We start from the raw sequence: 12,064 nt of genomic DNA on the forward strand, positions 1-12,064 counted from the left end.
GGCTCCCGGAGGTGGGGTCAGTAGAGGATGCGGGCGCCGTGGACCGGGCCGTGGGCGACGCGGGCCTCGCGGCACACCTCGGCGGCGGTGACCTCGGCGGCGATCCGTTCCGCGTCGGCGGCGTCGGCGGCGAGGAAGACGCAGGTGGGCCCGGAGCCGGAGACGATGCCGGCGAGCGCGCCGGCCGCCTCGCCCGCCTTGAGGGTGGCGGCCAGGGCGGGCCGCATCGCCAGGGCGGCGTCCTGGAGGTCGTTGCCGAGGGCGGCGGCGAGCACCCGGGGGTCACGCTGGCGCAGCGCGGCCAGGAGGGCGTCGGTGCTGCCCAGTGGCGGGCCCGCCGCGCCGCTGTCGCGCAGCCGGTCGAGTTCCCGGTACGCCTCGGGGGTGGAGAGGCCGCCGTCGGCGATCGCCACCACCCAGTGCCAGGAGGTGGGGCGGGCCAGGACCGGGCTGACCGCCTCGCCCCGGCCGGTGCCCAGCGCGGTACCGCCGTGGATCAGGAACGGCACGTCGGAGCCGAGGTCGGCGGCGATCGTGGCGAGTTCCTCGCGGGCCAGGCCGGTGCCCCAGAGGGCGTCGCAGGCGACCAGGGTCGCGGCGGCGTCGGCGCTGCCGCCGGCCAGCCCACCGGCGAGCGGGATCTGCTTACGCAGGTGCAGCCGGGCGTGCGGCATCACCCCGGCGTACCCGGCGAGGGCGTGGGCGGCCCGGATCACCAGGTTGGAGTCGTCCAGGGCGAGTTCGCCGGTGCCCTCGCCCTCCATGGTGAGGCTGAGCGTGTCGCCCCGGCGGGCGGTCAGCTCGTCGAAGATCGAGATGGCGTGGTAGACCGTGTTCAGCTCGTGGTATCCGTCGCGGCGCAGGGGCCCCACCCCGAGGTGCAGGTTGACCTTCGCGGGGACGCGTACCCGGACCGGCCCGCTGGCCCCGCGCCGATGCTGGTCGTCGTCGTCCGGTCGCCAGGCCTCGGTCACCGGGTGACACCCCGGCGGCGGGACCGGATGTCGAACGCTTCTGCCACGGTCAGCTCCTCGGGCTCCTCGGCGGAGTCGGCAACGCCCTCGGCGGGCATCGCGTCAGCCTACTGGGCGTCGGGCGTACCGGTCGGAGCCGACGCGGCCACGGCGGCGAACTGCTCGACGGTGAGTGACTCGCCCCTCGCACCGGGGTCCACCCCGGCGGCGGTGAGCGCGGCGGCGGCCCGGTCCGCGCCGCCGGCCCACCCGGCGAGGGCGGCGCGCAGCGTCTTGCGGCGCTGGGCGAACGCCGCGTCCACCACGGCGAAGACCCGTTCCCGGGGTACGTCGGAGCGGGACGGCTCGCGGCGGGTGAAGGCGACCAGCCCGGAGTCGACGTTCGGCACCGGCCAGAACACGTTGGGGGGTACCCGGCCGGCGGGGCGGGCGCGGGCGTACCAGGCGAGCTTGACCGAGGGGATGCCGTACACCTTGGAGCCGGGGCCGGCGGTGAGCCGGTCGGCGACCTCCTTCTGCACCATCACCAGCCCGTGCCGCAGCGTGGGCAGCTCGGCGAGCAGGTGCAGCACCACCGGCACGGCGACGTTGTACGGCAGGTTCGCCACCAACGCGGTCGGTGCCGGGTCGGCCAGGTCGGCGGCGCGTACCCGCAGCGCGTCGGCGTGGTGCACCCGCAGCCGGTCGGCGTACGGGGCGGCGTGCCGGCCGGCGGTCTCCGGCAGCGCGGCGGCCAGGGCGGCGTCGATCTCCACGGCGTGCACGTGGGCGGCGGCCGGCAGCAGGGCCAGGGTCAGCGAGCCCAGCCCCGGGCCCACCTCCAGCGCGACGTCCTCCGGGGTCAGCCCGGCGGCGGTGACGATGCGGCGCACGGTGTTCGGATCGTGCACGAAGTTCTGGCCGAGTTTCTTGGTCGGCGCCACGCCCAGCCGGGCGGCCAGCTCCCGGATCTCCGCCGGGCCGAGCAGGTCTGCGGCCATGACCCGACAGCCTACAGGTGTAAGGAGGGGCCCCTTGTTAACGCTTCCGGTAGAGGAAGGGCCCCTTATCAACCACCGCTGGGCGGGGGCTACCGGCACATTGAGTCGACCAGCTCGCCGAAGCCGGGGAACTCGGCCCGTGCCGCAGCGACGATCTCGGCCGCCGGCCGGCGGGAGGCGGGCGCCCAGCGTTCGGCGATCTCGACGCGACGGGCGTCCGGACGGGCGGCGTACCCGTCACCGTCGTCGGTCCCGTCCCCGGCGTCGGCGCCGAGGTACATCGTCGCCTCCAGGGGTCCGACGCCGGCGGCGAGCAGCCACAGGTACCCGCCCAGGTCCTGCGCCACCACCGCCTTCTCCCCCTCGGAGCCGAGGAAGACCACCGGCTGCCGGTCGAGCGGCTCGCCGGCACGTACCAGCCAGAAGGCGGCGAGGCCGCCGGTGCCGTCCTGCCCGAAGACCCGGAACCCGGCCCCGTCCGCGTCCGGGTTGCCCGTCCAGGCCCGCCACCAGTCGGTGGTCTCCCCGGCGTCCATGAACTGGGGGTACGGCTCGAAGTCGACGCCGGCCCCGTCGTCGAAGTCGAACTCCAGCCGGTGGGACTCGGCCAGGGGCGGCGGCAGGGCGCGCGGGTCGTTCTCCATGATCAGCAGCCTAGGCCCGCCCCACCACCGGGTCCACGCGCGGCTGACCGATGGGTGAGCCCGGGTCGACGCGACCTAATCGGGTGGATCGGCCCAGGTGAGGAACCGGCGGTCCAGCACGTCCTCGGGTACGGGGTGTCCCAGGCCGACGAGGTGGCCGGCGGCCTCCTCGCGCAGGGTCACCAGGTGCGCCAGCAACGCGGGCCGGTTCTCCCGGTACCGGCCGAGGAGGCGGAGCTTGGCCGCCGAGCAGGGCCAGGCGATCCCGCAGTCCCGGCAGCGCCAGGTGGGCCGGGTGGGCGGGTGCTCCAGGCGACGGCCACGGTAGCGACGCTGGTTCCCGCTCCGGTCGGCGCTCACGGCTCGGCCCGCACGGCGTCCCGACCGGTCGACGACGCCGGACCCGCGCCCGCGCCGCCACGACCCGACCGGGGCCGGGCTGTGGGCCGAGCCGACGGCTGGGCTGTGGGCCGGGCCGAGGGCGCGGGTTGGGCCGAGGGCGGCGCTGTCGGCCGGGGTGGGGGCGGGTGCTGGCGGGTCATGCCGGCGGGCATGACGTACAGCTCGCGGCGGGCGACCGCGTCGCCCCGGGCGTCGAGCTGGTAGCAGTCGATCCAGGTCCAGCCGTGGTACGTGGGCCAGTCGGCGTGGTGGCGGATCACCCGGACGGTGATCGGGCGGGCGAACTGGACGCTGGCCGCCCTGGTCAGCAGAAACACGTCGCCAGGTCGGATGGACGTCATGCGGCCCCCACTGCGGTCGACGGGTCGGGAGGGGCCGCCGCAGGGTGGGTGGGCCCGCGACGGCCCCGGGTCCGGACGCGACCGCCGGGTCGGGGGGACCAACCCCCGGTCGCGCCGTCCTCTTCGGATCAGGTTTGCGCGCGTCACCAGACAGCTACAGGGCGTAGGGATATGGTCGGCAGATATTTGGGACGTCTGATGGAGGGGCCGTGAACGACGCACTTCGGGCAGCGCTTGACGAAACCGGGCACACCACCGAATCCCTCGCGGATCGGGTCGGGGTCGATCCGAAGACGACCGCCCGGTGGCTCCGGGAGGGACGCCTCCCCCACCCACGGCACCGGGCGGCGGCGGCCGACGCCCTGGGCCGGGACATCGTGGACATATGGCCGGACATATCGAGACGTCGTGAGCCGATCTGGTTCCGCCCCTGGCAGGAGATCGAGCGCGAGGCGGTGTCACTGCGGTCGTACGAGTCCGTCGTGCTGCCGGGGCTGCTCCAGACCGAGGCGTACGCCCGCGCGGTGCTGGCCGGCGGCGGCCTGCTCCCCCGGGGCGACATCGACCGGCACGTGGCCGCCCGGCTGGCCCGGCAGACCATCCTCACCCGGGAGAACCCGCCGCAGTTCACGGCGGTGATCGACGAGGCGGTGCTGCGGCGGCCGGTCGGCGGCCGGGCCACCATGCACGAGCAGTTGACCGCCCTGGTCGCCGCGTGTGCCGCCCCGCACGTGCGGCTGCACGTCGTGCCCTCCACAGTGGGCGCGTACGCCGGGCTGAACGGGCCGTTCGTGCTGGCCACCGCCGTGGACCACCGGACGGCCGGCTACCTGGACAACCAACTCCAGGGTCAGGTGGTCAGCGAGCCGGACGACCTCGCGGCGATACTGACGGTGTGGGAGCACGTGCGCGGCGAGGCGCTGTCCCACTGGCAGTCAGTCGACCTGATCACGGAGGTGGCCACCACATGGACCTGACCGGCGCCCAGTGGCGCACCAGCACCCGCAGCAGCGGCAACGGCGGCAACTGCGTCGAGGTCGCCGACAACCTGCCCGACGTGGTCGCCGTCCGCGACTCGAAGGACCCGACCGGCCCGGCCCTGACCTTCCCCCCGACCGCCTGGCACGCCTTCCTCACCCGGCTCACCGGCCGGGCCTGACCGCTCCGTCCCCGCTCGCCTGCGGCCCGCTGTCGGACCGGTCAGCTCCAGGGGCCGAAGGCGCGGTCGCCGTTGGCGGACAGGGCGGCGCAGAGGTCGCCGAGGTCCGCGCCCGTGGTCGCGGCCAGGGCGCGGACCGTCAGCGGGATCAGGTACGACGCGTTCGGCCGGCCCCGGTACGGCGTCGGGGTCAGGTACGGCGCGTCGGTCTCCACCAGCATCAACTCCAGCGGGGTCACCGAGGCGGCCTCCCGCAGCGCGGTGGCGCTGGCGAAGGTGACGGTACCGGCGAAGCTGAGCAGGTAGCCCCGGCGGACGCACTCGCGGGCGAACTCGGCGTCGCCGGAGAAGCAGTGCAGCACGACGGTGTCCGGGGCGCCCTCGTCGTCGAGGATGCGCAGCACGTCGGCGTGCGCGTCCCGGTCGTGGATCACCAGGGCCTTGCCGTACCGCTTGGCGATGGCGATGTGCGCCCGGAAGCTCTCCTCCTGGACGGCCCGCCCCTCCTCCCCGGTACGGAAGAAGTCCATGCCGGTCTCGCCGACGCCCCGCACCCGGTCCCGGGCGGCGAGCGTCTCGATCTCGCGCAGCGCGGCGTCCAGGTCGGCCAGTCGGGGCGCCTCGTTCGGGTGCAGCGCCACGGTGGCCAGGACGGCGGCGTGCCGGTCGGCGACCTGCGCGCCCCACCGGGACGACTCGACGTCCACCCCGACCTGGACCAGCCGGTCCACCCCGGCGGCGGTCGCCACCTCGACCAGCGCCGCCACCGGGTCGACGGCGACGGTGCGCTCGGCGGCGGCCCCGCCCTCCGGCGCACCGGGCACCCCGGCCTCGGTGACGGTGATGTCCAGGTGGGTGTGGCTGTCCGGCACGGCCAGCGGCAGCGGCTCGGAGGCGGGCGGAAACTCCCCGGCCCGGCGGGCGGCGCGCTCGCGCCGGGATTCAGTCGGCTCACTCATCGCCCCTGAGGATCACACACCGCGCCCTCGCCGGCTGCCGCCGGCACACGTCCTGCGCGAGCGACATACCTGGGAGGCATAAAAATACCTGCCAGGTATCGCGCTCACGAGGACATGTGCTCCCGAGGCAGCCACGGGCGGCGACGCAGGCCACGCCAGCGGCCGGAGCGGGGCGGGCCGGCTCACCCGATCGCCATCCGCCGTTCACCCGGCGGGAACATCGCGGCTCTAGCGTCGCCCAGGTGAGCGTCACCCCCCAGGCCAGCGGCGCGACCGGCGCGCGGGCCGGGTTGCGCGTGACGTTCGAGGGGACGGCGTACCCGGCCGAGGAGATCGCCCGGGGCGCGGCCTACGAGTTGTTCAGCGCCGCCGAGGTGACCGGTTTCGAGTGGGCGCCCCGGCCCGGGGGTGGGCCGCCGTGGCGGCGGTTCGTGCACTGCACCGAGGTGACCGCCGTGCAGGGGGCGGCCGAGCAGAGCGAGCCACCGGAGGCGCCGCTGCTGATGCCGGTGCACCGCAGCCTCGGCTGGGACCAGGTCCAGCAGCTCAGCCAGCGGCCGGAGGCGACCGGCGACCCGCTGCTCACGGCGGTCCGCGGATCGGCGGTGATCCGCCGGGGTACCCGGATGGTGAAGGTCCTCTCCGCCCGCCAACTCGCCGGGTACGTCCGGGGGCTGCTGCCGCACGGTTTCTGCTACCGGGAGCACGACGTGGCCCACCTGCGCACGCCGGCCGCGCTGGCGGTGCTGCGGGGTGACGGCTCGCCCGCGCAGAACGGCCCGGACGTGACGTACGCGCTGCGCTGGCGGGCCGCCGCCGCGGACGACTACGAGGTGCCGGCCGGGGCGGTCCACCGCGGGCTGACCGCGCTGCCGGCCTCCGAACGGCTGGGCGCGCCGGTGCTGGGCACCGGGTTCGCGCCGAGCAACGCGCACCTGATCCCGGAGTTCGTCACCCGGGACCTGGCCGACCTGCCGATGCCGGCGAACGCCACCCTGCTCGCCTATCCGGCCGAGGGGACGGAGGTGGTCCTCTACACGTACCAGGCGGAGCAGCGCGGTTGGCTGCGGATGGCCGGCCCGCAGTGGCGGCACCTGCTGGCCGCCGTGCCGGGTCTCTCCCCCGAGCAGGAGTACGTGCCCACCGGCGACGCGCCCCGGGCCACCCACCTGGTCGGCCGGTACGCCGACAACGACTACGAGGCGGTGGCCGACCTGCCCGGCGGGTTCCGGGTGCTGGCGATGACCCGGGCGGCCCGGTACCCGGTGGAGGCGGTGGCCCGGCGGCTGCGGTACGCCCAGTGGCGCGGGGCGCCCTGCGTGGTGCTGCGGGAGGAGGCCGGCTGGTTGCGGTTGCGGCTGTGCCGGCCGGACCCGGACACGGTGGCGGCGACCGGGGCGCAGTGCCACGAGCGGGGGGTCTACGAGGTGTGGGCACCGGCCACCGAGGTCACCGACGACCGGATCGTGGACCTGCCGTACCACCTCTGACGGCGACCGCCCGGCGGCCCACGGCGGCCCGCATAATGGCGGCCCGGTCGGGAAGACGCGGGTGTCCGAGACACCACCTGATCATGGAGATCCGCATGCCCTTCGTCACCGTCGGCGCGGAGAACCTCGCGCCCATCGACCTGTACTACGAGGATCACGGCTCCGGCCAGCCGGTGGTGCTGATCCACGGCTTCCCGTTCAACGGGGCGACCTGGGAGAAGCAGGTCGGACCGCTGCTCCAGGCCGGATACCGGACGATCACCTACGACCGGCGCGGGTTCGGCAACTCCGCCCAGCCGGCCACCGGGTACGACTACGACACCTTCGCCGCCGACCTGGACGTGCTGCTGACCGAGCTGAACCTCCGGGACGTGATCCTGGTCGGCCACTCCATGGGTACCGGCGAGGTGACCCGCTACCTGGGCACGTACGGCTCGGAGCGGGTGAGCCGGGCGGTGCTGCTCGCCCCGCTGGCGCCGTACCTGCTGAAGACGGCGGACAACCCGGAGGGGGTCGACCAGAGCCTCTTCGACGGGTTCAAGCAGGCGATCGTCGACGACCGGTTCGCCTTCCTCACCAGCTTCTGCGACAACTTCTTCAACTACGACCAGAACAGGGGCAAGCTGGTCAGCGAGGAGGCGTACCGGGCGCACTGGGAGATCGGCGCGCGGGGCTCGGCGATCGGCACCCTCCAGTGCGTGGACGCCTGGCTGACCGACTTCCGGGGCGACCTGCCCCGGATCGACGTGCCGGTGCTGATCGTGCAGGGCGACCAGGACAAGGTGCTGCCGTTCCCGGTGACCGGCCAGCGGTTGCAGCCGATGCTGAACGGCAGCCAACTGGTCACCCTCAAGGGCGCCCCGCACGGCATCCCGTGGACCAACGCCACCGAGGTCAACAAGGCGATCATGGAGTTCATCGGCCAGCCGGCGATGGCCCGTACCTGATCAGCGCCTGATCCGCGCGCGGGCGTCAGCGGACGCGACGCGGCCCCGGGGAACTTCCCGGGGCCGCGTCGGCGGGTGTGCGCTCAGCCGCCGAGGCGGGCCAGCTCCTCGTCGACGATCGACGGGTCGAGCTTGCGGAAGACCGGCTTCGGCGCCGCGAGCGGCCGACCGACCTCCAGGGGTACGGACTCCCACCGCGCGCCGACCGTGTAGTCACCGGTGAGCACCGGGTACCCCGGGCCGCCGTCGAGATCCTCGACCTCGACGATCGAGGGCATCGGGGCGTGCACGCCGGTGCCGCCGAGCAGCTCGTGGATCTTCTGCGCGGAGTGCGGCAGGAACGGGGTGAGCAGCGTGTTCGCGTCGCTGACCACCTGGAGGGCGACGTGCAGGATGGTGCCCATCCGGGGCTTGTCGTCCTCGCCCTTGAGCTTCCAGGGGGCCTGCTCCGACAGGTACCGGTTGGCCTCGGCGACGACCCTCATCGCCTCGCCGATGGCCTGCTTCTGCCGGTGCCGGGCGATCAGGTCGCCGACCGCCGCGAAGCCGGCGCGGGCGGTGGCGAGCAGCGCCTCGTCGGCCTCGGTGAGGCCGGCCGGGTCGACCGGCGGGATCGCGCCGAAGTTCTTCGCCGCCATCGAGACCGACCGGTTGACCAGGTTGCCCCAGCCCGCGACCAGCTCGTCGTTGTTGCGGCGGAGGAACTCGGCCCAGGTGAAGTCGGTGTCGTTGCTCTCCGGGCCGGCGACCGCGATGAAGTACCGCAGCGCGTCGGCGTCGTAGCGTTCGAGGAAGTCCCGGACGTAGATGACGACCCGCCGGGACGAGGAGAACTTGCGCCCCTCCATGGTGAGGAACTCGCTGGAGACCACCTCGGTGGGCAGGTTGAGCGCGCCCAGCCCGCCCGGCTCGCCGTCCTTGGCCCCCTGGCCGGAGTACCCGGAGAGCAGCGCCGGCCAGATCACCGAGTGGAAGACGATGTTGTCCTTGCCCATGAAGTAGTAGCCCTGGGCGTCCTTGCCCGCCCCGTCGGTGGACCACCACCGCCGCCAGGCCTCCGGGTCGCCGGAGCGGCGGGCCCACTCGATGGAGGCGGAGAGGTACCCGATGACCGCGTCGAACCAGACGTAGATCCGCTTGTCGGGGCGGTCCCGCCAGCCGTCGAGCGGGATCGGCACGCCCCACTCCAGGTCCCGGGTGATGGCCCGGGGCTGGAGGTCGTCGAGGAGGTTCTTCGAGAAGCGCAGCACGTTCGGCCGCCAGCCCTCCCGGCTGTCCAGCCACCCGCGCAGCACCTCGGCGAGGGCGGGCAGGTCGAGGAAGAAGTGCTCGGTCTCGACGAACTTCGGGGTCTCCCCGTTGATCTTCGACCGGGGGTTGATCAGGTCGACCGGGTCGAGCTGGTTGCCGCAGTTGTCGCACTGGTCGCCCCGGGCGCTGTCGTACCCGCAGATCGGGCAGGTGCCCTCGATGTACCGGTCGGGCAGGGTCCGCCCGGTCGACGGGGAGATCGCGCCCATCGTGGTCTTGGCGACGATGTACCCGTTGCGGTGCAGCCCCTCGAACAGCTCCTGCACCACGGCGTAGTGGTTGCGGGTGGTGGTCCGGGTGAACAGGTCGTACGACAGGCCGAGGCCGTGCAGGTCCTCCACGATCACCCGGTTGTACCGGTCGGCCAGCTCGCGGGCGGTGACCCCCTCGGCGTCGGCCTGCACCTGGATCGGGGTGCCGTGCTCGTCGGTGCCGGAGACCATGAGCACGTCGTGACCGGCCATCCGCATGTACCGGGAGAAGACGTCGGAGGGAACGCCGAAACCGGAGACATGGCCGATGTGGCGCGGGCCGTTGGCGTACGGCCAGGCCACTGCCGCGAGAACGTGACTCATGACCAGCAAGCCTAGTGACCGCCGCCGGGTGACCGCGAACCAGTTGGGCAGAGTCCGGCCGGTCGTCGCCCCGCGCCGCGTCCCGACCCCGGCCCGAGCCGCCCGAATTGTCGCCGACACGCGGTCTGAGCTGCGCAGAGGCACCTCGCTCCCGGTGTCCAATGAACATCGTGACTGGCAGAGGCGCCGCGCGTGAGCAGGACGATCATCCGCCGGGGGCGACCGACGGGCCACCGGGCGGGGCCGGCGGTGAGCGGACCGGGTCGCGGGCCGGGGCGGTCGCCCCGCAGCGGCGGACCCGGGCCACCACCCGGGGCGACGCCGACCCGCTGCTGTCCGCGTCACCGGGCACCCCGCCGAGTGCGCCGCCACGCGCGTCACCGGCCGCGCCGCCACGCGCGTCACCAATTGCGTCACCGACCGCGCCGCCGGGTGCGTCACCGGGTGCGTCACCGACTCCGGCGTCGGGCGCGTCACCGACCGCCTCGCCGACTCCGGCGTCGGGCGCGGCGGGCCGGGAGACGCCCGCCGCCCGACCCGCCGACCCGGTGCCGGTGGACTCCCCGCCGGTCGGGGGCGGCCCGGAGGTGGAGCCGACGACCGGAGCGCCGGTGGACGCCGTGCCGCGCCGGGTGCCGGTCCGCCAGCACCGGGGGGCGCAGCCCGCCGCCCCGGCGACCACCGACGCCGAGGACGGGGCCTTCTGGCTGCCGATCGAGGAGGTGCACTGGGACGGCACCCCGATCCGACCGGAACCGACTCGATCCGGCAGGGGCCCGGCACTGCGGGCCCTGGTTGTGCGATGGCGTCGGGGCACCCGCAGCCCGCACCCGCCCGACCCGCTGCCCGGCCTGGCCGCCGTCCTGGCGTTGAGCCTGCTGGCGGCGTTCTTCGCCTGGGTCAGCGCCGGGCCGCTGTGGCTGGCGGTCGGCCACGCGAGCGGGGGTACGGCGGTGGTCGGCGAGTGCACCGGCGGCGGCCTGACGCAGCGGTGCCGGGGCATCTTCGTCGCCGACGGGGGCGGCTTCGTCGCGCACGGGGTCCGACTCAGCGGGGTACCGGCCGGGCAGACCGGACCGGGTGCCGCCCTGCCGGCCCGGATGACCGGCCCCGACGCTGGCACCGCGTACGTCGGCTCCGGCCCGGACCGGCATCTGCGCTGGCTGCTCGGGCTGCTGGCGGTGGGCGGCTGCGCCGCCGGGATCGCCCGGTACGGCGGGGCGACCCGGCTGCCCGACCGCCAGTCCCGCCGCTGGGCGGTGGCCGTCAGCCTGGCCGGCCCCCTGGTGATCACCCTGGGCTTCCTGGCGGCGGCCTGGTGACTCGGCCGGTGGTGTTAAGAAGGGGCCCTTCCTCTACCGCAGGCGTTAACAGGGGGCCCTTCCTTACACCTGGTGCACGACGGTGTAGACGTCCCGGCGGCGGAGGCCGTACCCGGTGGCGACCTCGGTGATCGCGTCCCGGCGGGAGCGTCCGGCGGCCTCCCGGTCGGCCACCGCCGCCCGCAGCGTGGCGTCGTCGGGCCGCTGCGCGACGGCCGGTGGGGCCCCGGCGACGACCAGCGTGATCTCGCCCCGGGGGGCGCTCCCGGCGGCCCAGGCGGCCAGGTCCCCGAGCGGGCGGCGGACCACCTCCTCGTAGGTCTTGGTCAGCTCGCGGCAGAGCGCGGCCGGGCGGTCGTCGCCGAACGCGGCGGCCAGGTCGGCGAGCGCCCCGGCGATCCGGTGCGGGGCCTCGAAGAACACCAGGGTCCGGTCCTCGTCGGCCAGCGCCCGCAGCCGGGACCGGCGGGCGGCCGGGGTGCGGGGCAGGAAACCCTCGAAGCAGAACCGGTCGCAGGGCAGCCCGGAGACGGCGAGCGCGGTGGTGACCGCGCTGGGGCCGGGGGCGACGGTGACCGGGACGCCCGCGTCCAGCGCGGCCCGGACCAGCCGGTACCCGGGGTCGGAGACGCTGGGCATGCCGCCGTCGGTGACCAGGGCGACCAGGTACCCGGCGCGGAGCGCGTCGACCAGTTCGGGGGTACGCCGTTCCTCGTTGCCCTCGAAGTAGGAGACGATCCGGCCCTCGACGGTGACGTCGAGGTCCTTGGCGAGCCGGGTCAGCCGGCGGGTGTCCTCGGCGGCCACCACGTCGGCGGTGGCGAGGACGTCACGCAGCCGGGTGGAGGCGTCGGCGGGGTTGCCGAGTGGCGCGCCGAGCAGAACCAGGCGTCCACATTCCGACATGTCACCCAAAACAAGCGCTCCTTCATCGACGTTCGTACCGCTATCGGAGATGAC

At 74.6% G+C, this 12,064-nt stretch carries 13 protein-coding genes; 5 read left to right on the plus strand and 8 right to left on the minus strand.

Features of this window, described 5'->3' with window-relative positions; all coding sequences use genetic code 11:
• Positions 1-17: 17 nt before the first annotated feature.
• The 5 genes from ACQUFX_RS20685 to ACQUFX_RS20705 all read right to left on the minus strand — a co-directional run bounded on the left by ACQUFX_RS20685 (position 18) and on the right by ACQUFX_RS20705 (position 3,341).
• Complete coding sequence (locus ACQUFX_RS20685) at positions 18-974, minus strand: 4-(cytidine 5'-diphospho)-2-C-methyl-D-erythritol kinase (RefSeq protein ID WP_428961991.1); 957 nt, start codon at positions 972-974, stop codon at positions 18-20.
• Positions 975-1,081: 107 nt separating this feature from the next.
• Positions 1,082-1,954 carry a 16S rRNA (adenine(1518)-N(6)/adenine(1519)-N(6))-dimethyltransferase RsmA gene (rsmA, locus tag ACQUFX_RS20690; RefSeq protein WP_428961992.1) on the minus strand — a complete coding sequence of 291 codons (873 nt, stop codon included), beginning with the start codon at positions 1,952-1,954 and terminating at the stop codon, positions 1,082-1,084.
• Positions 1,955-2,043: 89 nt separating this feature from the next.
• Positions 2,044-2,598 carry an SMI1/KNR4 family protein gene (locus ACQUFX_RS20695; RefSeq protein WP_428961993.1) on the minus strand — a complete coding sequence of 185 codons (555 nt, stop codon included), beginning with the start codon at positions 2,596-2,598 and terminating at the stop codon, positions 2,044-2,046.
• Between the two features lie 75 nt (positions 2,599-2,673).
• Positions 2,674-2,958, minus strand: coding sequence for a flavin reductase (locus ACQUFX_RS20700; RefSeq protein WP_428961994.1), 285 nt, complete (start codon positions 2,956-2,958; stop codon positions 2,674-2,676).
• Positions 2,955-3,341 carry a hypothetical protein gene (locus ACQUFX_RS20705; protein WP_428961995.1) on the minus strand — a complete coding sequence of 129 codons (387 nt, stop codon included), beginning with the start codon at positions 3,339-3,341 and terminating at the stop codon, positions 2,955-2,957. The genes ACQUFX_RS20700 and ACQUFX_RS20705 overlap by 4 nt, the downstream gene beginning before the upstream one ends.
• 209 nt (positions 3,342-3,550) lie before the next feature.
• Here ACQUFX_RS20705 and ACQUFX_RS20710 point away from each other — a divergent pair, with 209 nt between their 5' ends.
• Complete coding sequence (locus ACQUFX_RS20710; RefSeq protein WP_428961996.1) at positions 3,551-4,318, plus strand: helix-turn-helix domain-containing protein; 768 nt, start codon at positions 3,551-3,553, stop codon at positions 4,316-4,318.
• Entirely contained in the window at positions 4,309-4,500 is a 192-nt protein-coding gene (locus ACQUFX_RS20715) for a DUF397 domain-containing protein (RefSeq protein ID WP_428961997.1), read from the plus strand. Before ACQUFX_RS20710 ends, ACQUFX_RS20715 begins: the two co-directional genes overlap by 10 nt.
• Positions 4,501-4,541: 41 nt before the next feature.
• Here the strand turns inward: ACQUFX_RS20715 and ACQUFX_RS20720 are convergent, their stop codons facing one another.
• Positions 4,542-5,459: a TatD family hydrolase gene (locus ACQUFX_RS20720; protein WP_428961998.1), complete on the minus strand. Its 918-nt coding sequence runs from the start codon at positions 5,457-5,459 to the stop codon at positions 4,542-4,544.
• Between the two features lie 242 nt (positions 5,460-5,701).
• Here ACQUFX_RS20720 and ACQUFX_RS20725 point away from each other — a divergent pair, with 242 nt between their 5' ends.
• Both ACQUFX_RS20725 and ACQUFX_RS20730 read left to right on the plus strand, forming a co-directional pair.
• Positions 5,702-6,949, plus strand: coding sequence for a hypothetical protein (locus ACQUFX_RS20725; protein ID WP_428961999.1), 1,248 nt, complete (start codon positions 5,702-5,704; stop codon positions 6,947-6,949).
• 95 nt (positions 6,950-7,044) lie between these two features.
• Positions 7,045-7,896: an alpha/beta fold hydrolase gene (locus tag ACQUFX_RS20730; RefSeq protein WP_428967018.1), complete on the plus strand. Its 852-nt coding sequence runs from the start codon at positions 7,045-7,047 to the stop codon at positions 7,894-7,896.
• Positions 7,897-7,979: 83 nt separating this feature from the next.
• Here ACQUFX_RS20730 and metG read toward each other — a convergent pair whose 3' ends face one another.
• Positions 7,980-9,782, minus strand: coding sequence for a methionine--tRNA ligase (gene metG, locus ACQUFX_RS20735; RefSeq protein WP_428962000.1), 1,803 nt, complete (start codon positions 9,780-9,782; stop codon positions 7,980-7,982).
• A gap of 170 nt (positions 9,783-9,952) precedes the next feature.
• On the opposite strand from metG, the gene ACQUFX_RS20740 reads away from it, so the two are divergent.
• Entirely contained in the window at positions 9,953-11,104 is a 1,152-nt protein-coding gene (locus ACQUFX_RS20740) for a hypothetical protein (RefSeq protein WP_428962001.1), read from the plus strand.
• Positions 11,105-11,167: 63 nt separating this feature from the next.
• On the opposite strand, the gene rsmI is transcribed toward ACQUFX_RS20740, so the two are convergent.
• The gene (rsmI, locus tag ACQUFX_RS20745) at positions 11,168-12,010 is read right to left on the minus strand and encodes a 16S rRNA (cytidine(1402)-2'-O)-methyltransferase (RefSeq protein ID WP_428962002.1); all 843 of its coding nucleotides are present in this window, start codon (positions 12,008-12,010) and stop codon (positions 11,168-11,170) included.
• Between the last annotated feature and the right edge of the window lie 54 nt (positions 12,011-12,064).

Origin of the sequence: Micromonospora fluostatini, from assembly GCF_050410825.1 — a bacterium.
Classification (GTDB): Bacteria; Actinomycetota; Actinomycetes; order Mycobacteriales; family Micromonosporaceae; genus Micromonospora; species Micromonospora rosaria.